We start from the raw sequence: 21,356 nt of genomic DNA, 5'->3' as shown, positions 1-21,356 counted from the left end.
TTGAATTTCAATAAATTAAAAACTTGTTTGGGTTGTAAAAATTCTATAATTTTGCAACCCAAATTTTATGGTACTTAAATAAACAGATAATGAACATTACAAAAACGCAAGTTGATGCATTAAATGCTATTGTAACAGTAGCAATCACTAAAGAAGATTATTCGGATAAAGTAGAAAAAGTATTAGCTGACTATAGAAAAAATGCTGCTATTTCTGGTTTCAGAAAAGGAGCTGTTCCAATGAGTTTAATCCAAAAACAATATGGTAAAGCTGTTTTGTTAGAAGAAGTAAACAAAGTATTACAAACTTCTCTTAATAACTATTTAACTACTGAAAAATTAGATATTCTTGGAAATCCACTTCCAAAAGTAACAGATAGTATCGATTGGGATGCGGAAAATTTTTCTTTTGATTTTGAGTTAGGTTTAGCACCTCAGTTTTCAGTTGATTTAACAGCTAAAAACAACGTTACAAAATTCAACGTTATTGCAGATGATAAAATGTTGAATGATCAAGTAGAAAGAATCCAAAAACAATACGGAAAATTAATTTCTCAAGCAGAAGTAAAAGCTGACTTTGAAGTTAGAGGAACTTTTACAAACGAAGAAAAAGGAATCAACGCTCCAGCTAACTTCGGTTTAGATATTTTTGCTGATAAAAAAGTAGCAAAATCATTCATAGGAAAAAAAGTAGGTGATGTAGTAACTATCGGAACTAAAGGTTTATTCGATGACGATCACAAATTAATGGATTACTTAAAAGTAGGTCATGATGATGTTCATGGTTTGGATATCAATGTTGATTTTACAATTGAAGAAATCAATGAAATTGAAAAAGCTGAATTAAACCAAGAATTATTCGATAAATTATTCGGACCTGGAGTTGTTTCGTCTGTAGAAGAAATTAAAGCTAAAATCAAAGAAGACGCTGAAGCACAATTTGCTCAACAAGCAGATCAAAAATTCTTAAATGATGTTACTGATTTCTTAATTGAAACTACAAAATTTGATTTGCCAGAAGCTTTCTTAAAAAGATGGATTCAAAATGTAGGTGAAACTCCTTTAACTGCTGAACAAGCGGAAGAAGAATATGCAAAAGCTGAAAAAGGATTACGTTTCCAATTAATCGAAGGAAAAGTAATGGCTGATAATAATTTACAAATTACTTTCGAAGATTTAAAGGCACATACTGCTGAATTAATCAAGAAACAAATGGCGCAATTTGGTCAGTTAAATCCTTCAGAAGATGAAATTAACGGAATTGTAGCTCGTGTTATGTCTAACCAAGATGAGGTAAAACGTTTATCAGAGCAAGTAATGAGCGAAAAAATGTTAGGTCTTTACAAAGAAAAAGTAAAAACAAAAACTAAAGAAGTTAATTACGAGCAATTCATCAAAGAAATGTACGGAGAATAATATCTCACAAAAAATAATTATCTTTGAGCGTCAGACTAGTTTTGGCGCTTTTTTATTCTGTATTCAAGAGCAGAATTTCTAAATATTAATTATTTAAACCATACAAAAATGAACTACGGAAAAGAATTTAAAAAATATGCTACTAAGCATCACGGAGTAAACAGTTTATATTACGATAAAATTGTTGGAAGTATGACTCCATATATTATTGAAGAACGCCAATTAAACGTAGCTTCAATGGATGTTTTCTCACGTTTAATGATGGATAGAATCATTTTCTTAGGAACTGGAGTTGATGATTATGTGGCAAATATTATTCAAGCACAATTATTGTTTTTAGAAAGTGTTGATGCTTCTAAAGATATCAGTATTTATATCAATTCTCCAGGAGGAAGTGTGTATGCTGGATTAGGAATTTACGATACAATGCAATTCGTAAAACCAGACGTAGCTACAATTTGTACAGGAATGGCGGCTTCAATGGGTGCTGTTTTATTATGTGCTGGAGCAGAAGGAAAACGTTCAGCTTTACCACATTCAAGAGTTATGATTCACCAACCATCAGGAGGCGCACAAGGTGTTGCAACTGATATGGAAATCAACTTGAAAGAAATGTTGAAATTAAAAGATGAATTATATGAAATCATTTCTAAACATTCTGGACAATCGTTCGAAAAAGTGCACAAAGATTCTGAGCGCGATTATTGGATGATTGCTGCTGAAGCAAAAGAATACGGAATGATTGATGAGGTTTTAACAAGATAATTTAAAAAGTGAAAAGTGATTTGTAAATAGTGATAAACTACTTACTAATCACTTTTCACTAATCACAAAAAAATGGCTAAAGAAGTATTAGAGTGTTCATTCTGCGGAAGGAAAAAGCCTGAAACCAATTTATTAATTGCAGGGATTAATTCGCATATTTGCGACAAATGTATCGAACAAGCTCACGGAATTGTATTAGAAGAATTAAAACAATCGAGTAATTCCAATTTGGTTGCCGATTTGATTCTGTTAAAACCAAAAGAAATTCGTGCGTTTTTAGATGATTACGTTATTGGACAAGATCAAACTAAAAAAGTAATGAGTGTAGCGGTTTACAATCACTACAAACGTTTGATGCAAATTCAATTAGAAGACGAAGTTGAGATTGAAAAAAGTAACATCTTAATGGTGGGTCAAACTGGAACTGGAAAAACATTGGTAGCAAAAACCATTGCTAAAATGTTGAATGTTCCATTGGCTATTGTGGATGCAACCGTTTTAACCGAAGCTGGTTATGTTGGGGAAGATGTAGAAAGTATCTTAACTCGCTTATTACAAGCGGCTGATTATGATGTGGCTAAAGCTGAAAGAGGAATTGTATTTATTGATGAAATTGATAAAATCGCTCGTAAAAGTGATAATCCTTCAATTACTCGTGATGTTTCCGGTGAAGGTGTGCAACAAGCGTTGTTGAAATTGTTAGAAGGAACGGTTGTAAACGTACCACCAAAAGGAGGAAGAAAACATCCCGACCAAAAATTTGTCGAAGTTAATACACAAAATATCTTATTCATCGCAGGTGGTGCTTTCGACGGAATTGAAAGAATTATTTCAAAACGTTTAAACAGACAAGCAGTTGGTTATAGTTCTTCTATTGGAACCGACCAAATTGATAAAGATAATTTGTTGCAATATTTGATTCCGAAAGACGTGAAGGATTTTGGATTAATTCCAGAAATTATAGGTCGTTTACCAGTTCTAACGCATATGGATCCTTTGGATGCAGAAACATTAAGAGCTATTTTAACTGAGCCTAAAAATGCTTTAGTAAAACAATACAAGAAGTTGTTTGAAATGGATGAAGTAACCTTGGAAATTGAGGAAGAAGCTTTGAATTACATTGTAGCAAAAGCTTTAGAATATAAATTAGGAGCCAGAGGTTTACGTTCGTTATGTGAAGCCATTTTAACTGATGCTATGTACGAATTACCTAGTTCTGATGATAAACATCTTCAAGTTACGAAAGAATATGCAGAAAACAGTTTGAGTAAAAACTTATTACAACGTTTGAAAGCAGTTTCTTAATGAAAGTAATAGAAATAAAAAGGTCGCCAATTGGCGGCCTTTTTTTATGATTAAGCATTTTTCTTTTGCTCGATTGTTTTTGTTTGTTTGGCGTTGCAATATCTTTTTTGACAACTCCATCCGCTAGAACATGATGTTAATAATACTACTGATGATAAGGCTAATACTAGAGAGATTTTTTTCATTTTTTTATAGTTGTATTTAATTGAGAGTGTACTTTTTTATTTTACGATTTTGAATTCAACCCTTCTATTCGTTTGGTCTTGTTTAGCTGAGCATTTCTCACATTTTTCTAACAATTCGCTTTCTCCAAAACCTTTATAAGTTAACTGCTTTGCAGGAATTCCTTTTTTAAGTAAATATTGGTAAGCTGCTTTTGCTCTGCTTTCTGATAATGTTTGGTTGTAAGTTTCAGAACCTTTACTGTCCGTGTGAGCGTTGATTGTAATACTCATATTAGGATTGTTGGTTAAAACTTCAACAATTTTATTTAAAGATAATTCTGATTCTTTTTTAACACTAGATTTATTAAAATCAAAATAGATGTTTTCAATTACAATCGCATCATCAGTAACTACAGCTTTCTTCTGAGTTAAAGCAATATTTTTATCTGTATCACCAGTTGCAATGTTTGTTTTCTTAGTTTCGTAACCATCTTTCATAACTTCAACGTTATAAAAAGTTAATGGTTCTAAAGTTAATTTGATTTTACCATTGTTATCAGATTGTGTCTCTGTTAATTTAGTTCCAAATTCATCTGTAACTACTACAATAGCGTTTGGTAAAGCTGTTTTAGTAACTTCTTCAACAATTGTGTAGTTGAAATGTAAGTTTTCTTGTTTTTTAATTTCGAATTTTAAAATATCAAAATTACCAGATTGTTTTTTATCAGTAGAAATATAACCTTTAGAAGGCGACGTCATTACAAAAGCAACATCGTCTCTTCTAGAATTTAAATCAGTTCCTAAATTCATTGCGGTTAAGAATGAATTATCAACGTAAGCCGATCTAAATACATCATAACCACCTAAATTTAAGTGACCTTTTGAAGAAAAATATAAATACTTGTTGTCAGAAGACATATATGGGTATTTTTCATCATCAGCTGTGTTTACATTTGGACCTAAATTTACTAATTTACCAACTGTTCCGTCTTCAGCTATTGTAGCTTCGTAAATGTCAAATCCTCCAAATCCACCAGGAATATTTGATGCAATATAGATTTTCTTACCGTCAGGAGAAACACTAGGAGTTTCAGCTGAATATTGCTCTGGAACTACATTTAAATTAGTAATGTTTGTCCATTTTTTAGCATCTTTTTCGTTAAGAGTTGCTTTATGTAAGGTAAATAATTGTTTGTTGTTTGGGTTTTCTTGAGTATAGAAAATTGTTCTTTGATCAGAAGAAAATCCAATTGAACCTTCATCATTTTCAGAATCTAATGCTTGAGAGAAAAGTAAAGGAAAAGATAAGTTTCCGTCTTCTTTTACATCTACACAATATAAATTATTGTTTGGGGTATTAGTTATTGGATTAACTGTCACATCAGCATGTCTTCTTTTTTTGTTAGACAAAATGATATATTTGTTTTTAAAGAAAGTAGTGCCTATTTCATTTAACTCAGAATTGATTCCTGTATCACTTGTAATGAAGCTAATTCCTTTTGTATTTTTATTAATAGCATTCACAATAGCTTCGGCTCCTTCTGAACGTTTTGGTTCTTGTCCAAAAGATACTAGGCTTCCTAAAAGTAAAAATAATGTAAGGATTTTAGTTAGTTTCATAAATTTAATTGCTTAAATAATAATTAGTTAATGATTCGTTAAAACGCGTGCAAAATTAGTGTTATTTTTATTAAACAAACACAAAAAATATTTTTTTTGTTATATTTTCTTCCTTTTTTTCGATAAAACGCAAAAAAAATCGATTTACTGCATTTTAAGTAAATCGATTTTATTGTGAATTCTGTAATTATATCCGATTAACAGTAATAGTCTTTGTTAAATTCTTTGTAAATTGAGTTGTTTTTGATTTTTTCTTTAAAATTATCACATTTTCTGTATGGTCCACATTTATAGCGTCTTGGCCCGCACGAAAGAGTCGAAACAAGTAAAATCAATAAGGATAAAAGTAAGGTTTTATTTTTCATACAATTTTATTGTAAAGCTAATAGACTTTCTAAATACAATCTTTCATTTGAAAGTCTAGGGATTTTGTGTTGACCACCTAATTTATCTTGCTGTTTTAACCAATCATAAAACAATTGTTCTCTCGCAACATTTAATACTAACGGATTTAGTGTCATATTGTTGTATCGTTTTGCTTCGTAATCCGAATTTAAATGCTGAAGGTTTTCATCTAAAGCTTTTCTGAAATTTTCTATGTTGTCTGGCTTGGTCTTAAATTCAATGATCCACTCGTGAGCTCCTTTCTTTTTCTCAGTCATAAAAATAGGAGCAACGGTATAATCAGTGATTTCGCAATTAAATTCTTTACACGTTTTAGTAATAGCAGCATCGGTATTTTCAACCATTAACTCTTCTCCAAAAACATTGATGTGATGTTTGGTTCTTCCGGTAACTTTAATTCGGTACGGACTTAATGAAGTAAATCGAATCGTATCGCCAATTAAATAGCGCCATAAACCTGAATTTGTAGTGATTACTAAAGCATAATTCTTGTTCAATTCTACTTGATTTAATCGAATAACGCGTTGGTTTAATGTACCAAAAGTATCCATCGGAATAAATTCGTAGAAAATTCCGTAATCTAACATCAATAATAATTCGTTAGAATCATTTTGGTCTTGAATGGCAAAAAATCCTTCCGAAGCATTATAAATTTCGTAATATTTGAAACTCTCTTTTGGAAATAATTTCTTGTATTGTTCTCTATACGGGTCAAAATTGACACCACCATGAAAATACACTTCTGCATTTGGCCAAAGCTCTAATAAATTAGATTTTCCAGTGGTTTCTAATGCTTTTTGAAGTAAAACTAACATCCAACTTGGAACGCCTGCCAAACTCGTAACGTTTTCGTTGATGGTTTCATTGATAATTGCTGGAAGTTTGGTTTCCCAATCGCCCATTAACGATATTTTACTGCTTGGTGTAGAACTAAATTCAGCCCAAATGGGCATGTTATCAATCAAAATTGCTGATAAATCACCAAAAAAAGTATTGTTGTTTTCGTATAATTGTTTGCTTCCGCCCAAACGCAAACTCTTTCCAGTAAACATTTGCGACTCTTCGTTGTTGTTCAAGTACAAACATAATAAGTCTTTACTGGCTTTGTAATGACAATTTTCTAATGCTTCTGAACTTACGGGAATAAACTTGCTTTTTGCATTAGTTGTTCCGCTCGATTTTGCAAACCATTTAATATTGGAATGCCAAAAAACATTCTGTTCGCCTTGTCTGGTTTTTTCAATAAGAGGTTCTAATTCTTCATAGCTAGAAACAGGAATTCTTTCTGAAAAAGTAGTATAACTCTTCATAGAAGAAAAGTCGTATTTTTTCCCTATTTGTGTATTTTCGGATGATTTTATAAGGCTGAAAAGTAACTCTTCTTGCACTTCATGCGGATATTTTAAAAACAATTCCATTTGATGAATTCGCTTTTTTAAAATCCAAGTGGCAAAAGAATTTATTATTTGTAATGGCATTTACCTATTGCTAATTTTGAATTATTAAATTGGAATAATAACTTTACCAAAAATAGTATTTTTTTCAAATAATTGTACAAAAAAGAAAATCTTTAGACGAAATGATATATCAAGGCACACTTTCAAAAATGCAAACTGAATTTGGTAACCCAATTCAGTATTATTTGGTTTTTGAAAATAGTTTTTTAAACATCAACCAACTTTTAGGAAAAGACATCGAAATTGAGTTTCAAGGCTACCAATGTTTAAATTGCGGAAAAGCTAAAAAGATTTTTCGACAAGGATTTTGTTACGATTGTTTTATGAGCAGCCCAGCAGTAGGCGATTGGATTATGAAACCCGAATTAAGCACCGCGCATTTAGATATTGAAGATAGAGATTTAGCTTATGAAAAACGTGTGCAATTGCAACCTCATGTGGTATATTTAGCTTTGTCTAGTGAAGTAAAAGTAGGAGTTACAAGAAAAACCCAAGTGCCAACGCGATGGATTGACCAAGGTGCTGTGCAAGCTATTCCAATTGTAGAAGTGCCAAATAGATATTTAGCTGGAATTACCGAAGTAGCATTGAAAAACCATTTTGCAGATAAAACCAATTGGCAGAAAATGCTAAAAAATGAAGTACCTAACATGGATTTAATTTCAGAACGTAATAAAGTATTGGATTGGTTACCCAATGAAGTAAAAGATTATTTTCCAAAGGAAGAAAAAATCATTCAACTCGATTTTCCAGTTTTACAATATCCTAAAAAAGTAACAAGTTTGAATTTAGATAAAACACCAAATTTTACTGGTAAGTTATCCGGAATAAAAGGCCAATATTTACTTTTTGAAGACGGAACTGTTTTTAATGTAAGAACCTATGAAGGTTATGTGGTGAAGATGAGTTTATAAAAAGAAACCCTTTCTAATTTGAAAGGGTTTTATTTTTTTCTTTACAACTTTGTGTTTATTCTTTTTTCTTTTTCCCTCCTAATAAATCTTTTATAGCACCGGTTGCTTTGGTTTTAATATCTTCTTTTGGAGTTGTAGTTGTTTTTGTGGTGTCAGTTGCCGTGTTTGGTTTTGTTCCGCCAATTAAATTTCCTAAAGCACTTGTTCCTTGATTTACTAATTTATCCTTTTGCATTTTAACCAATTGCGTAGTTAAATTGGTAGAAGCTTGTTTTAAATCGGTATTGAATTTAGGTTGCGAAAAGTTACCTGTCATTAGACCATTTACTGGTATACTGGTTATTTTTTGTTGGTCGGCAGGCGTTAATTTTGCAATTAAATTAGTTACGTCTTTTCCTAAATATTTCACAGGAACATCAAATTTTAAATTGTAATTCATAGTTTGATCAAATCCATGCGTTCCACCAACATTTACTGTAATATCTTGGTATTTGATATCCATTGGTTTTAGATTTACTTTTCCGTCTTTGAATGATAAGGCAGCTTTAACGTCGTTTAAATTCAACTTGTTTAAATCGATGAATTTCATATTTGAACTCAATGCAGTCAACATTGCTGAGTTTTTATCATTAACCGTAGTTGAAAGTAACTGCCCAAATAAATCACCCGAAATAGTTTTTAAATTTGGTGTCATGTCTTGTTGTAAATCACCCGATAATTTAATTGTCGAATTCAATTTTCCGTTAATCACACCAGCAATAGGAGCAATCGATTTTAGCATGTCTAATTGTGTAAACGATTCGGCAATATTGACTTTATCTAGGCCTAAATTCATGTTAAACGTTGGTGTTTTTCCTTTAGTTGAAACAGTTCCAGTTAAACCGATATTTCCTCCAAAAACACTCATTTTTAAATTGTTTAAAGTTACCGCTTCGTCACGAATTACCATATTTCCTGAAACATCTTGCAAATTCAAATTGTCGTAAACTACGGTTTTTGCTTTTGCAGTAACACTACAATCTAAAAACGAAGGAATTTTAACAGCTTCAGTAGTTTTTTTACCTTCTTCTGTAGTGGTCGTAGTTGGTGCCATGAAGTCAGAAACTACTAATTTTGTCGAATTCATATTGAAATTTCCTTTCAAGATTTGGTTTTTGAATACAAATCCATAAAAGTTATCTAACGTTCCTGTTACTTGTAAATCGGATGTTCCTGTTTTGGCATCAAATTGATTCAAACGGATTTGACTCGGATTAAATGCAACGGCAGCTTGATTGATTTTGAAAGGTTTCGCCATCTCTGGACCTTCGTAATTGAATCCTGTTAAACTTACAATTCCAGAGTTTTGAATGTTTTGATATTGAGAAGTTTCAACTGATTTCATATCAAACTTCGTTTTAACATCTGCTTTTAAAATTCCGGTTAACGGTTTGTCTAATTTTACTGGATAGGCTTTGGTAACATTCGCTAAATTGATAGTTCCTTTTAATTCGGCATCAACTAAAGCATTTGTTGCGATGTTTCTAATGTTGGCTTTTGCATTAAACACATCTTGGTCTATTGAAAACGAAAGTTTGTTCAAATTCACATACGTGTCGTTCATTAAACCAGTTTCGTTGATAATGTGTGTGTCAATTACGATATTTTTAACCGATTTTGGTAAATCTGGATATTGGAAAGACGCATTATTAGACGCAATTTTTACATCAAAAGCAGGAATCGTAGTATCAGTTAAATTACCTTTTACTTTTCCGTCTACCGAAAATTGCCCCGTTGTTTTTACTTTGTTGATATCGCCTGAATAAGCTGCTGGAATTAATCCCAAAAAGTTTTTAAAATCAGAAGTTGGTGTTTTGAATGTCAAGTCATAGGTTTGACCCGCTTCCACCATTTGAATAAATCCGTTGAATTCTAATGGCAATTGATTGATTAAGGCTTTGTTGTCTTTGAATTCGTATTTGCTTTTTTCTAAATCAATTCCTAAAATGGCATCTAATGAAATGGCTACATTGTTCATGTAGTTCATTTTGTCCATATCAAAAGATAGTTTTGCTGTGGTTTTAGTTTCTAAATCTAATTTTTGAGCAGCAAAATTTCCTTTTCCTTCATGATTAATGCTGTCTAAAACCATTTTCATTTTTGAACCTTCGTCAATGTAAGTAAATTTTAAATTTTCTACTTCATAATCCTGAATATTCAAGGCAAACGGTTTGCTATCAGAAGGTTTTTTTTCTTCATCTTCTTTTAATGCAATGTCAAAATTTCCTAAACCATCTTTATTAAAAATGATGTTTACAATTCCGTCAACCACACTAAAACTTTCTAAATTCATTGCTTCGCCATCTCCTTTAAAAAGTTCTTTTACACTCATGGTTACATTGGTTTCACCAGCATATAAAAGGGTGTCTTTTTCAAAAGGTGCTTTTGTAATAATGCTCAATTTTTCAATCGTAACATTAGCTTGCGGAAAACTTTTGAATAAACTTAAATCTACATCTTCAAACGCGATGTTGGCATTTACATTTTCGTTCAAAGTTTTAGCAATCATTTCCTTGATTTTGTCTTTGAATAAAAATGGCGCTGCTGCCAATGCGATGATGGTTACCAAAAGAAATATCCCAAGTCCTTTTAAAACTTTCTTTAACATAATTGTATTTTTTGAAGTGAATTTGATTTAAGCCTTACAAAATTAATACCAATTGCCTTAAAATCTATTAATTTTGTGTGAAACTTATAAAAAAAATCCCAAAAACAAATAGTCTTTGGGATTTTCATGTTTGTAGTATAGATTAATGAATCTGAATTTCGTAAGGCATTATTGCTTGAATACCTTTTCTGCTCTTCACACGTTTGATTTGTTCTAGCATTTGAAAACCTTCTTCGCCTAATTGTTCTTTTAGTAATTGTTCTTTGGTTTTAAACATCGCCATTCCGGTAAAATTAGCTAACATATCTTCAAAACTCTTTTCGTATTCTGGATAGTTTTCTGTTCTATAAGAAGAAGTTTTCCCAAGTTTAGCTGCGTATTTGATTGCTGCATCTAAACCTCCGATTTCATCAACTAAACCAAGTTTGTGTGCGTCAACACCTGTCCAAACTCTTCCTTGTGCAATTGCATCTACTTGAGCTGTTGTCATTTTTCTGCCATCAGCTACACGTTTTAAGAAAGTAGCGTATGTTTTTTCGATGCTTTCTAAAACAAATCCTTTGAAATTTTCGTCTATTGGCTCAAAAACACTGTATCCGCTTGCGTTTTCATGTGTTTTTACTTGTTCGGCATTAATTCCGATATTTTTACCTAGTTGGTTCATGTTGGGTAACATACCAAAAACTCCAATTGAACCTGTAATCGTATTTGGTTCAGCGAAAATTCTATCCGCATTAGCTGCAATATAATAACCACCTGAAGCTGCATAATTACCCATAGAAACAACTACTGGTTTGACTTTTTTAGTGATTTCGATTTCTCTCCAAATCAATTCAGAAGTTAAAGCGCTTCCTCCGGGACTATTCACACGTAAAACAATTGCTTTTACATCTTTATCTTCACGAGCTTCTTGTAAAGAGCGTTTAATAGAACCTTCGCCAATTACATTAACATCACCTTCACCACCTGCAATTTCACCTTGAGCATAAATTACAGCAATAATGTCATTTTTAGAGTAATCTTCAACAGTAGAAGATGCTTTTTTAGCATAATCAGTAATACTAACAATATCGTATTTTTCTTTTTTGTCTACTTTTAATTTCGCTCTAATCATATCGTGATACTCATCTTCATAAGCTACTTTATCTACTAATTTATTAGCTAACGCTAATTCTGGAGTTCTTGCACCTAAAGTATTGGCAATAGCATTTAATTGAGCAACTGATAATTTTCTGCTTTTAGAAATATCGGCAACAATTGTATTCCAAACTGAATTCAATAAAACCGTCATTTGTTCGCGATTTTCCGGACTCATTTCTTGTGCTAAGAATGGTTCTACTGCACTTTTGTATTTTCCATGACGAATAACTTCCATTTTTACACCCGATTTCTCTTGTAAATCTTTCATGTATATAATTTCAGAAGAAAGACCTTTAAAATCAACTTCTCCCATTGGATTCAAATACACTTGATCGGCAACCGAATTCAAGTAATATTCGCCTTGGCTATAATAATTTGCATAAGCATAAACGAATTTGCCCGATTTTTTAAACTCTTCTAATTTATCACGAACGGCTTTGCTTTGCGCTAATCCTAACTGTGATTGATTATTTAAAATAGAAATTCCTTTAATTTTGTCATCTGTTTTAGCTGCTTCAATCGCATTTAAAATATCGGTAACACCATCATGATGCGCTTCAAAGTAATTGAAGTCTTTGTAATTTGTTTTTCCAGCGTAGTCTAAAGATACTTTTGATAAATCCAATTCAATAACCGAATTCTTTTTTACACTAACAGTATCTTCGCCACTTCCCGCAATGGCACCAATGATTATAATTCCGAAGAAAAAAATCATGCAAAAAATAAATATACCTACAATTGTAGCTAATACATTTCCTAAAAATCTCATTTCAATTTATTTATTAATTACCTAATTAGTAGTTAAAAGCATAAAATTGTTACATGTTCATAAAAAAACAAGAAAGGTAAATTATAAGTCTAAAATTGTTTGTTATTTTGCCAATATGAGTCAACATCAGGTAATTTTATCTTTAGGAAGCAATCAAGGCAATCGATTAGAAACGATTCAGTCTTGTATTGATTTGATTCATAATGAAGTAGCAACAGTTATAAAGGTTTCTAAAATTTATGAAACGCAAGCCTGGGGTTTTGAGAGCGAACCTTTTTATAACGCTGCAATTCTAATTCACACATCAAAATCGGCTCAAAAAGTTCTGAAGCAGGTTTTAAAAGTGGAAAAGAAATTAGGTAGAGTTCGTTCCAAAAATTTCGGTTATCAAGCTCGAATTATTGATGTAGATATCATTGCTTTTGATGAAGAAATTATTTCTACCGAAACCCTGCAAGTTCCACATCCATTAATGCAAAACAGAAAATTTGTTTTGCAACCGATGATGGACTTGGGATTGAATTGGGAACATCCAACGTTGAAGAAATCTATTGCGCAACTATTACTTCAAACCGAAGATAAAAGCGAAATTAAAGCTGTTCATTCTGTAATTTCTCCAATTGAAAAATTACAATTACAACAATTCAATTACATTGCTATTGAAGGAAATATTGGTGCTGGAAAAACGACTTTGTCAACCAAATTAGCGGAAGATTGCAATGCCAAATTAGTGTTAGAACGTTTTGCAGACAATCCGTTTTTACCAAAATTTTATAAAGATCAAAGTCGCTATGCGTTTCCATTAGAAATGTCGTTTTTAGCCGATAGATACCAACAATTATCCGATGATTTAGCGCAATTTGATTTGTTCAAAGATTTTGTGGTTGCAGATTATCATATTTTTAAATCTTTGATTTTTGCGAAAGTAACGCTTCAAGAAGACGAATTTCGTTTGTACAAAACTATGTTTGACATCATTCACAAAGAAATGCCAAAACCTGATTTGTATGTGTATTTGTATCAAAACACCGACCGTCTTTTGGAAAACATCAAAAAGCGTGGCAGAAGTTACGAGCAAGAAATTCCGGCAGATTATCTAGAAAAAATTAATCAAGGTTATTTGGATTACATCAAAACACAAACCAATTTAAATGTCTTGATTATTGATGTTTCGGATTTAGATTTTGTGAAAAAGCAGGAGGATTATATAATAGTTTTGGGTAGTATTAAAAAGAAGTTAGTTAATTGAAGAAAATGATGAAAAAAGAAATAATTTTTCCTATTGTTTTTGGTCTTTTTACAGCTTTCTTCGCAAGTTACACTTCTCCTTTCAATATTATTGAGATTGGTAAAGCAACAGATTTAGTGATTCAAAATTTAATTTTTCCAATTATTATTTTGTCGGGTATACTAGCTTTTTTTGTTTATAAATTTTATTCTAAAGTTGTAAAACAAGAAAGAGAGAAGCCAAAAAAGTTTGATCGAGTTTTTGCTCCTTTAGTATATTCAATATTGATTTTTTTTAGTTTGTTCTTTTTTACTCGATTTTCAATAATTGTAAGTAATGCTTTGATAATAAATGAGCAAATAATAGTTTCAGGTAATGTAACAGATGTTTACCATCATACTGGAAAAGGTGGAAATTATTATGATATTGAAATTAGTGATAAAAACTTAAATCGAAAAATAAAGTTAAGAACAGAAAAATACGATGGTCAGGAATTTGTAAATTATACTTTGAAAATTGGTTTTTGGGGAATTATCTATGGAGATTAATATTTATTGTTTATTTCATCTTCTGAAATAAATCCCAAATCACAATTCCAGCACTTACAGAAATATTCAACGAATGTTTACTGCCCAATTGCGGAATTTCAATCACGCCATCACTTAAATTAATAGCTTCTTGAGAAACACCTTTAACTTCGTTACCAAAAATTAAAGCATATTTTGTATTGGTTTCTGGCAGAAAATCATCCAACATAATCGCATTTTCGGTTTGTTCTACCGAATACACTTTTACATTTTCTAGTTTCAATTGATTCACCACTTCTAAAACGTCTTTCGCATATTCCCAAGAAACTGTTTCAGTAGCACCAAGAGCTGTTTTGTGAATTTCTTTGTTGGGCGGAGTAGCCGTAATGCCGCACAAATAAATCTTTTCAATCAAAAAAGCATCCGAAGTTCTAAAAACCGAACCAATATTGTGTAAACTTCTAATATCATCTAAGATTACAATAATGGGTGTTTTTTGAGCTTCTTTAAACTCGTCGATGTTTTTGCGTTCTAATTCTGCGTTGGCTAATTTTCTCATGTGACAAAAGTAAAGATTAATTATAAAACTTGAAAACTCGATTTTTAAAAATCATATTGTCATTGTCTTTGATTTTCTTACCTTCGCAATCATACTTAAAATTTGAAATTGTGGCGAAAAAATCTGCAGCAACTCCCGATAAAACACCAAAGGAAACGCCTTTAATGAAGCAATACAACGAGATAAAAAACAAATATCCCGATGCTTGTTTATTGTTTCGTGTAGGCGATTTCTATGAAACTTTTGGAGAAGATGCAGTGCGAGCGTCACAAATTTTAGGCATTACATTAACTAAAAGAGGTGCAGGTTCTGAAACCGAAACGGCGTTGGCGGGATTTCCGCATCATTCCATAAATACATATTTACCCAAATTAGTCAAAGCTGGACTTCGAGTAGCGATTTGCGATCAATTAGAAGATCCAAAAATGACTAAAACTATTGTAAAACGAGGAGTTACGGAATTAGTTACGCCTGGGGTTTCGATGAATGATGAGGTGTTGCAATCGAAGTCAAACAACTTTTTAGCAGCTGTTCATTTTGGGAAGAAAACGCTTGGCGTAGCATTTTTAGATGTTTCTACAGGTGAATTTTTAGTTTCTCAAGGTAATGAAGAATACATCGATAAATTGTTGCAAAACTTTCGTCCGAGTGAAATTTTAATCCCGAAACAATTTAAAAATCAGTTTAATTCGGTTTTTGGTGATGATTTTCATACCTTCTTTTTGGAAGATTGGGTGTACAAAGAAGATTATGCGTTAGAAAGTTTGACCAAACACTTTCAAACCAATTCGCTAAAAGGTTTTGGAGTAGAGGAATTAACCGAAGGTTTGATAGCTTCGGGTGCGATTTTGTATTATTTGTCGGAAACACAACATAATAAGATTCAACATATTACCAATATTCAGCGTATTGCTGAAGATGCTTACGTTTGGATGGATAAATTCACGATTCGAAATTTAGAATTATATCATAGTTATAATCCAAATGCAGTTACACTTTTAGATGTGATTGATAAAACGCTTTCGCCAATGGGAGCAAGGCTTTTGAAACGTTGGTTGGCGCTTCCGTTGAAAGATATTTCAAAAATAAGAAGTCGTCATGAAGTGATTTCATATTTGAAAACCAATCCCGAAGTTTTACAACAAATTCAATATCAAATTAAGCAAATTTCCGATTTGGAACGTTTGATTTCAAAAGTAGCAACAGGAAAAATTTCGCCAAGAGAAGTTAATTTTTTGAAAGATTCGTTAGATGCGATTATTCCAATCAAAACCTTAGCTTTGGCTAGTGAAAATGAAGCGTTGCGAGTAATTGGCGATAGTTTGCACGCTTGTGAATTGTTACGCGAAAAAATCAAAACGACCATTCAGGAAGATGCACCAGTAAGTGTAAATAAAGGAAACGCAATCGCTGTTGGAGTTCATTCCGAATTAGATGAATTAAGAGCGATTTCTTCAACTGGGAAAGGATATTTGGAAGAATTAGAACAAAGAGAAAGCGCTGCTTCAGGTATTCCTTCGTTGAAAATATCGTTTAATAACGTTTTCGGCTATTATATTGAAGTTAGAAATACGCATAAAGATAAAGTTCCTGCGGAATGGATTCGTAAGCAAACCTTAGTGAATGCAGAGCGTTACATTACGGAAGAACTAAAAGAATACGAATCTAAAATTTTAGGCGCTGAGGATAAAATCCATCAATTAGAATCACAGTTGTTTGAGCAGTTGGTGAATTGGATTGCTACTTATATCAAACACGTTCAGTTGAATGCCAATTTAATTGCGCAATTGGATTGTTTGACTTCTTTTACACAATTAGCGATTGATAATAAATACGTTTGTCCTGATTTAGATGAAAGTTTTGATTTGGAAATCAAAGAAGGACGTCATCCTGTTATTGAAAAGCAGTTGCCTGTTGGTGTGCCGTATATTTCTAATGACGTTTATTTGGATAGAGAAACCCAGCAAATCATCATGATTACCGGTCCGAATATGTCGGGTAAGTCAGCTATTTTGCGTCAAACGGCTTTAATTGTGTTAATGGCACAAATGGGAAGTTTTGTTCCAGCAGAAAGCGTGAGAATGGGTGTTGTGGATAAAATTTTCACCAGGGTAGGAGCAAGCGATAATATTTCGATGGGTGAATCTACTTTTATGGTAGAAATGAACGAAACCGCTTCCATTTTGAACAATATTTCCGAAAGAAGTTTGGTGTTGTTAGATGAAATTGGAAGAGGAACGTCAACCTATGACGGAATTTCAATTGCTTGGGCGATTTCAGAATATTTGCACGAACATCCAAACAAACCTAAAACACTTTTTGCTACACATTATCACGAGTTGAATGAAATGGAAGTTACGTTTGATAGAATTCAGAATTTCAATGTTTCGGTAAAGGAATTAAAAGACACGGTTTTATTCATTCGTAAATTAGTGAAAGGCGGAAGCGCACATAGTTTTGGTATTCACGTAGCAAAAATGGCGGGAATGCCTCAAATTGTAATTCAAAAAGCACAAAAACTATTGAAGCAATTAGAAAAAAGACATTCGAGCGAAGAATTATCCGGAATTAAATCGGCTAATGATGAATTGCAATTAAGTTTTTTCAATTTAGATGATCCACTTTTAGAAGATATTAAAGAAGAAATCATGAATATCGACATTAATACTTTAACGCCAGTCGAAGCTTTAATGAAGCTAAACGAAATAAAACGAATGTTGGTTAAAAAATAATTTCAAAATAAAATATTCGTTATCAAAAGGTTATGAAAAAGTTTCAATTTTTATTTAAAAAGTACTTGCAAGAATAAAAATATGTACTATATTTGCACTCGCAATACGGAACAAGTATAGCGACGTTCTTTAAGAGATTACAATACGAAACGCGAAAATAGCTCAGTTGGTAGAGCGCGACCTTGCCAAGGTCGAGGTCGCGGGTTCGAACCCCGTTTTTCGCTCTATACCAAAATATTTGCTTGAGTGGTGGAATTGGTAGACACGCTGGACTTAAAATCCAGTGGGTAGTAATGCCCGTGCGGGTTCAAGTCCCGCCTTGAGTACAAAAGCTCCGAACATTGTTCGGAGCTTTTTTTGTTTATAAAATTCTCCATTTAGAATTTTCTGTTATCTTTAAAGAATTCTTTATAAAATTATCAATCACAGCTATGGGTACATTTGTAATCGCACAACGATTAAGTGGAGTTTATAAATATGAGTTTGTTTCCAGAAAAGGGAAAACTATTTTTACAAGCAACGATTTTGAATTGCGTTTTGAATGTGAAGAAGAGATAGAAAAACTTAAATGTTCTTTAGAACGTTGTGTTTTTATGCGTTTTAAATCGTCTAGCGGAAAGTTTTTCTTCCGATTGATATTGGATGAGCATGAGGTGGCGGTAAGTAGAAGATATACTACACAATTGTTGCTTCAAAAAGGGATTGATGAAATTATCAAGTATGCAGATAAAGCGGAGTTTTTAGACTTTTCTTCTGCTGAAGATATATTTGGAACATCAGAATAAAAAAAGTCCCGAATTTCGGGACTTTTTATTGTAAAATAATTAAAAATTATTTTTTTACTTCTTCTTTCACAGCTTCAACAGCAGCGTCAGCAGCTCCTTCAACTTTAGCAGCAGCAGAATCAGCAACTACAGCAGTAGAGTCAGCAACAGTTTCAATAGTTTCAGTTACTTCAGTAGCAGTAGAATCAACCATAGTTTCTGCTTCAGCAGCAGCTTCTTTACAAGAAACGAACATAGCAGCAACAACTGCTAAACTTAATACAACTTTTTTCATTTTGTTTTAATTATAAAAGGTTAAAATTTTTTTGAATAGAATTTCACTATTCTGTATTTTTTTATATTTAAAAAAAAGCCCCACATTGTGGAGCTTGATTTTTTCTGTCAGCAATAAATTACTTAGCAGGTGCAGCTTCAGCAGCAGGTGCAGCAGTAGCAGCAGAATCAGCAACTACAGCAGTAGAATCAGCTACAGGAGCTTCTTCAACAGCAGGAGTTTCAACTACAGTTGAGTCAACAGCTGGAGTTTCTTCAGCAGCATTTTCTTTACATGATACGAACATAGCAGCAACAATTGCTAAACTTAAAACAACTTTTTTCATCTTACTAAATTATAAAGGTTAATTATTAATTCGGAGCAAAGATATAAATTTTTTAACATGTCAAAATATTTTTAGACATTTTTTTTTATTTTTTTTCTCTGGATTCCGAAATGCTTTATTTCAAATGGCGTGCCAAACTTTTTATTTTTAAGAATATTTGTAATTATTTGGCTTTTTGAGACTTAGGATATACTATCGTCATCTCCTCTATAAGGTTTTTCGCACCTGCAAATTTATCAATCACAAATAGAATATAACGAGCATCAACCATAATGTTTCTGCATATTTCAGGACTATAATAAATGTCACTCATTGTGCCTTCCCAAACTCTATCAAAGTTCAATCCGATAAGGTTTCCTTTTGCATCTAAAGCTGGACTTCCTGAGTTTCCTCCTGTAGTATGATTTGTTGCTATAAAAGCTAAAGGCATTTTCCCGTTTTTATCGGCATATCTTCCGTAATCTTTCGCATTATACAAATCGATTAATTTTTTTGGAACGTCAAATTCGTAATCGCCAGGTATATATTTTTCGATAACTCCATCTAAATAACTTACAGGTTCGTAAATTACAGCGTCGCTAGGTTTGTAGCCTTTTACTTTTCCATAAGTTACACGTAATGTACTGTTCGCATCAGGAAAAATTCTATCGTTAGGGAAGAATTCCATAATACCTTTCATGTAGGTTCTTTGTAATGCAATATTTTTTAAATTGATCTCATCAAACTTAGGAGCTACATTTTTTTGGTAACTATCTGCAATCGATTTTACCAATTGATAACCTTTATCTTGATTTAATTTTTCTAAAACCGATTTAGCATCACCATTTAGTAATTCTTTCAAACTATTGAAGTTAGTTAATTTAGAAGAACTAAAAACACTAGCTGTTAAAGCAGAAGCATTAACATTGTTTAAACTTTCAGGTAAAAACTGTTTTGGTGATTTTGTAGCATACAAATTGATCAATTGTTCAAAAACTTTCTCATCAACTTGAGCGTTATAATCTTTATATAAACCTTCAAATCCTGAAATTAAATTATTTTTTCTATCATTAAATGCTTGTTCTCCTTTTGTATTGTATACTTGTTCTAACTGGTACAAACGGTATCCAAAAGATAAAATTTCTGAATTACGCAAAACAACTTCTGTAAAGTAATCTCTTGCAATAGCGTATTCTCTAATGTCTTTATAGTTCTTCTCGAAATCAGCTAAAATAGTTCCGTATTCAGCTTGTTTTCCAGCCTTGTTAACTCTTTCTTGGAATTTCTTTTCAAAATCTTTTTTAACAGCAACTGCATTTGATTTTTTTAAACCTTTAGTTTCACCAATCCATTTTTTCCAATAGTTCGCAACACCTGCATATTTTGAAGCGTACTGAATTTTAATTGCATTGTCTTTTCTCATGAAACCATCTTGTACTTTTAAAGCTGCATCACGAATTTCAATTTTTGCTGGATTTAAATCATTTACAATTTGTTCCACAGCGAATGATGGCAAATATTCTTGTGTTCTTCCAGGATAACCCATTACCATTGTAAAATCGTTTTCCTGAATTCCTTTTGCGGAAACTGGGAAAAAGTGTTTTGGTTTATACGGAACGTTGTCTTTTGAATAGTCAGCAGGACGATTGTTTTTGTCAGCATAAATTCTGAATAATGAGAAATCTCCTGTGTGACGAGGCCAAACCCAGTTATCAGTATCCGAACCAAATTTCCCAATTGAACTTGGTGGCGCACCTACTAAACGAACATCTTTAAATGTTTCAGTTACAAATAATAAATATTGATTTCCATCGTAAAAAGCACGAATCATTGTTTCTTGCCAAGCTTCTCTAGCATAGCTTTTATTTAAAGCCGCAATATTTTGTTGGATTTTCTTTTGTTTATCACTTTCCGAAGGAAGATTTAAAACACCTTCAAAAATTTTAGTAGTTACATCTTCAATTTTAATAATGAAGGTTACCGTTAAATCTTTGTTTGGTAATTCTTCATCCATTTTGTAAGCCCAAAAACCATTCGTTAAATAATCGTTTTCTACAGTAGAATGACTTTGAATGTTGTCATAACCACAGTGGTGATTGGTTAATAAAAGTCCTTTTGGCGAAATCATTTCCGCTGTACAACCGCCATCAAAATGAGGAACGGCATCTTTTAAGCTGGAATTATTTACCGAATAAATATCATCGGCACTAATTTTCATTCCCAAAGCTTTCATTTCTTTTTCGTTGGTTCCTTTTAATAACGAAGGAATCCACATGCCTCCTTGTTGCGCTTGAACTTGGAAAACAACTAAAACAAGTAGTAATTTTAAAAATTTCATAGGTTTAA

The 21,356-nt window shown here is 32.2% G+C and carries 17 protein-coding genes and 2 tRNA genes; 10 read left to right on the top strand and 9 right to left on the bottom strand.

Annotation, left to right across the window (positions count from 1 at the left end; genetic code table 11):
• Nucleotides 1–89 precede the first annotated feature (89 nt).
• From tig to clpX, 3 genes are all read left to right on the top strand, one after another.
• Nucleotides 90–1,415 (top strand): trigger factor, encoded by a 1,326-nt coding sequence (tig, locus tag C8D80_RS05840; protein ID WP_133608338.1) that lies wholly within the window; start codon nucleotides 90–92, stop codon nucleotides 1,413–1,415.
• 108 nt (nucleotides 1,416–1,523) lie between these two features.
• Nucleotides 1,524–2,180 (top strand): ATP-dependent Clp endopeptidase proteolytic subunit ClpP, encoded by a 657-nt coding sequence (clpP, locus tag C8D80_RS05835; RefSeq protein WP_111566130.1) that lies wholly within the window; start codon nucleotides 1,524–1,526, stop codon nucleotides 2,178–2,180.
• Between the two features lie 72 nt (nucleotides 2,181–2,252).
• On the top strand, nucleotides 2,253–3,485 hold the full coding sequence (gene clpX, locus C8D80_RS05830) for an ATP-dependent Clp protease ATP-binding subunit ClpX (RefSeq protein WP_133608336.1): 1,233 nt from the start codon (nucleotides 2,253–2,255) through the stop codon (nucleotides 3,483–3,485).
• 50 nt (nucleotides 3,486–3,535) lie between these two features.
• Here clpX and C8D80_RS12865 read toward each other — a convergent pair whose 3' ends face one another.
• The 3 genes from C8D80_RS12865 to C8D80_RS05820 form a co-directional block, all read right to left on the bottom strand.
• Complete coding sequence (locus tag C8D80_RS12865; RefSeq protein ID WP_262709736.1) at nucleotides 3,536–3,670, bottom strand: hypothetical protein; 135 nt, start codon at nucleotides 3,668–3,670, stop codon at nucleotides 3,536–3,538.
• 36 nt (nucleotides 3,671–3,706) lie between these two features.
• Nucleotides 3,707–5,269, bottom strand: a complete 1,563-nt coding sequence (locus C8D80_RS05825) for an OmpA family protein (protein ID WP_133608334.1) — start codon at nucleotides 5,267–5,269, stop codon at nucleotides 3,707–3,709.
• 371 nt (nucleotides 5,270–5,640) lie between these two features.
• Nucleotides 5,641–7,152, bottom strand: a complete 1,512-nt coding sequence (locus C8D80_RS05820; RefSeq protein ID WP_133608332.1) for a GH3 auxin-responsive promoter family protein — start codon at nucleotides 7,150–7,152, stop codon at nucleotides 5,641–5,643.
• A gap of 101 nt (nucleotides 7,153–7,253) precedes the next feature.
• Between C8D80_RS05820 and C8D80_RS05815 the strand changes: the two genes are divergently transcribed.
• Nucleotides 7,254–8,045: a DUF2797 domain-containing protein gene (locus C8D80_RS05815; RefSeq protein ID WP_133608330.1), complete on the top strand. Its 792-nt coding sequence runs from the start codon at nucleotides 7,254–7,256 to the stop codon at nucleotides 8,043–8,045.
• A 55-nt stretch (nucleotides 8,046–8,100) separates the two neighbouring features.
• Here the strand turns inward: C8D80_RS05815 and C8D80_RS05810 are convergent, their stop codons facing one another.
• Entirely contained in the window at nucleotides 8,101–10,692 is a 2,592-nt protein-coding gene (locus tag C8D80_RS05810) for an AsmA-like C-terminal region-containing protein (RefSeq protein ID WP_133608328.1), read from the bottom strand.
• A 142-nt stretch (nucleotides 10,693–10,834) separates the two neighbouring features.
• Nucleotides 10,835–12,601, bottom strand: coding sequence for a signal peptide peptidase SppA (gene sppA / locus C8D80_RS05805; protein WP_133608326.1), 1,767 nt, complete (start codon nucleotides 12,599–12,601; stop codon nucleotides 10,835–10,837).
• A gap of 115 nt (nucleotides 12,602–12,716) precedes the next feature.
• On the opposite strand from sppA, the gene folK reads away from it, so the two are divergent.
• Nucleotides 12,717–13,850: a 2-amino-4-hydroxy-6-hydroxymethyldihydropteridine diphosphokinase gene (folK, locus tag C8D80_RS05800; RefSeq protein ID WP_133608324.1), complete on the top strand. Its 1,134-nt coding sequence runs from the start codon at nucleotides 12,717–12,719 to the stop codon at nucleotides 13,848–13,850.
• 8 nt (nucleotides 13,851–13,858) lie between these two features.
• The gene (locus C8D80_RS05795; protein WP_133608322.1) at nucleotides 13,859–14,377 is read left to right on the top strand and encodes a hypothetical protein; all 519 of its coding nucleotides are present in this window, start codon (nucleotides 13,859–13,861) and stop codon (nucleotides 14,375–14,377) included.
• A gap of 10 nt (nucleotides 14,378–14,387) precedes the next feature.
• Here C8D80_RS05795 and C8D80_RS05790 read toward each other — a convergent pair whose 3' ends face one another.
• Nucleotides 14,388–14,915, bottom strand: a complete 528-nt coding sequence (locus C8D80_RS05790) for an RNA methyltransferase (protein ID WP_133608320.1) — start codon at nucleotides 14,913–14,915, stop codon at nucleotides 14,388–14,390.
• A gap of 164 nt (nucleotides 14,916–15,079) precedes the next feature.
• Between C8D80_RS05790 and mutS the strand changes: the two genes are divergently transcribed.
• The 4 genes from mutS (at nucleotide 15,080) to C8D80_RS05770 (ending at nucleotide 18,432) form a co-directional block, all read left to right on the top strand.
• Nucleotides 15,080–17,647 (top strand): DNA mismatch repair protein MutS, encoded by a 2,568-nt coding sequence (gene mutS / locus C8D80_RS05785; RefSeq protein ID WP_133609432.1) that lies wholly within the window; start codon nucleotides 15,080–15,082, stop codon nucleotides 17,645–17,647.
• A gap of 151 nt (nucleotides 17,648–17,798) precedes the next feature.
• Nucleotides 17,799–17,871, top strand: a tRNA-Gly gene (locus C8D80_RS05780).
• 16 nt (nucleotides 17,872–17,887) lie between these two features.
• Nucleotides 17,888–17,973 (top strand) — tRNA-Leu (locus tag C8D80_RS05775).
• Between the two features lie 105 nt (nucleotides 17,974–18,078).
• Entirely contained in the window at nucleotides 18,079–18,432 is a 354-nt protein-coding gene (locus C8D80_RS05770; protein ID WP_133608318.1) for a YegP family protein, read from the top strand.
• A 46-nt stretch (nucleotides 18,433–18,478) separates the two neighbouring features.
• Here the strand turns inward: C8D80_RS05770 and C8D80_RS05765 are convergent, their stop codons facing one another.
• The 3 genes from C8D80_RS05765 to C8D80_RS05755 all read right to left on the bottom strand — a co-directional run bounded on the left by C8D80_RS05765 (nucleotide 18,479) and on the right by C8D80_RS05755 (nucleotide 21,348).
• Nucleotides 18,479–18,706 carry a hypothetical protein gene (locus C8D80_RS05765; protein ID WP_133608316.1) on the bottom strand — a complete coding sequence of 76 codons (228 nt, stop codon included), beginning with the start codon at nucleotides 18,704–18,706 and terminating at the stop codon, nucleotides 18,479–18,481.
• A gap of 118 nt (nucleotides 18,707–18,824) precedes the next feature.
• A complete protein-coding gene (locus tag C8D80_RS05760; protein ID WP_026724294.1) occupies nucleotides 18,825–19,031 on the bottom strand; it encodes a hypothetical protein in 207 nt (68 codons plus the stop codon).
• 163 nt (nucleotides 19,032–19,194) lie between these two features.
• On the bottom strand, nucleotides 19,195–21,348 hold the full coding sequence (locus C8D80_RS05755) for a S46 family peptidase (RefSeq protein ID WP_133608314.1): 2,154 nt from the start codon (nucleotides 21,346–21,348) through the stop codon (nucleotides 19,195–19,197).
• Between the last annotated feature and the right edge of the window lie 8 nt (nucleotides 21,349–21,356).

It is taken from the genome of Flavobacterium cheniae, from assembly GCF_004363695.1.
GTDB classification, from domain to species: Bacteria; Bacteroidota; Bacteroidia; order Flavobacteriales; family Flavobacteriaceae; genus Flavobacterium; species Flavobacterium cheniae.
The sequence above is the reverse complement of the archived record's forward strand: the minus strand, read 5'-3'. Positions and strand labels throughout refer to the sequence as shown.

Coding starts and splice junctions, on each gene's coding strand:
- tig (WP_133608338.1), top strand. CDS start 90: ATGAACATTACAAAAACGCAAGTTGATGCATTAAATGCTATTGTAACA.
- clpP (WP_111566130.1), top strand. CDS start 1,524: ATGAACTACGGAAAAGAATTTAAAAAATATGCTACTAAGCATCACGGA.
- clpX (WP_133608336.1), top strand. CDS start 2,253: ATGGCTAAAGAAGTATTAGAGTGTTCATTCTGCGGAAGGAAAAAGCCT.
- C8D80_RS12865 (WP_262709736.1), bottom strand. CDS start 3,670: ATGAAAAAAATCTCTCTAGTATTAGCCTTATCATCAGTAGTATTATTA.
- C8D80_RS05825 (WP_133608334.1), bottom strand. CDS start 5,269: ATGAAACTAACTAAAATCCTTACATTATTTTTACTTTTAGGAAGCCTA.
- C8D80_RS05820 (WP_133608332.1), bottom strand. CDS start 7,152: ATGCCATTACAAATAATAAATTCTTTTGCCACTTGGATTTTAAAAAAG.
- C8D80_RS05815 (WP_133608330.1), top strand. CDS start 7,254: ATGATATATCAAGGCACACTTTCAAAAATGCAAACTGAATTTGGTAAC.
- C8D80_RS05810 (WP_133608328.1), bottom strand. CDS start 10,692: ATGTTAAAGAAAGTTTTAAAAGGACTTGGGATATTTCTTTTGGTAACC.
- sppA (WP_133608326.1), bottom strand. CDS start 12,601: ATGAGATTTTTAGGAAATGTATTAGCTACAATTGTAGGTATATTTATT.
- folK (WP_133608324.1), top strand. CDS start 12,717: ATGAGTCAACATCAGGTAATTTTATCTTTAGGAAGCAATCAAGGCAAT.
- C8D80_RS05795 (WP_133608322.1), top strand. CDS start 13,859: ATGAAAAAAGAAATAATTTTTCCTATTGTTTTTGGTCTTTTTACAGCT.
- C8D80_RS05790 (WP_133608320.1), bottom strand. CDS start 14,915: ATGAGAAAATTAGCCAACGCAGAATTAGAACGCAAAAACATCGACGAG.
- mutS (WP_133609432.1), top strand. CDS start 15,080: ATGAAGCAATACAACGAGATAAAAAACAAATATCCCGATGCTTGTTTA.
- C8D80_RS05770 (WP_133608318.1), top strand. CDS start 18,079: ATGGGTACATTTGTAATCGCACAACGATTAAGTGGAGTTTATAAATAT.
- C8D80_RS05765 (WP_133608316.1), bottom strand. CDS start 18,706: ATGAAAAAAGTTGTATTAAGTTTAGCAGTTGTTGCTGCTATGTTCGTT.
- C8D80_RS05760 (WP_026724294.1), bottom strand. CDS start 19,031: ATGAAAAAAGTTGTTTTAAGTTTAGCAATTGTTGCTGCTATGTTCGTA.
- C8D80_RS05755 (WP_133608314.1), bottom strand. CDS start 21,348: ATGAAATTTTTAAAATTACTACTTGTTTTAGTTGTTTTCCAAGTTCAA.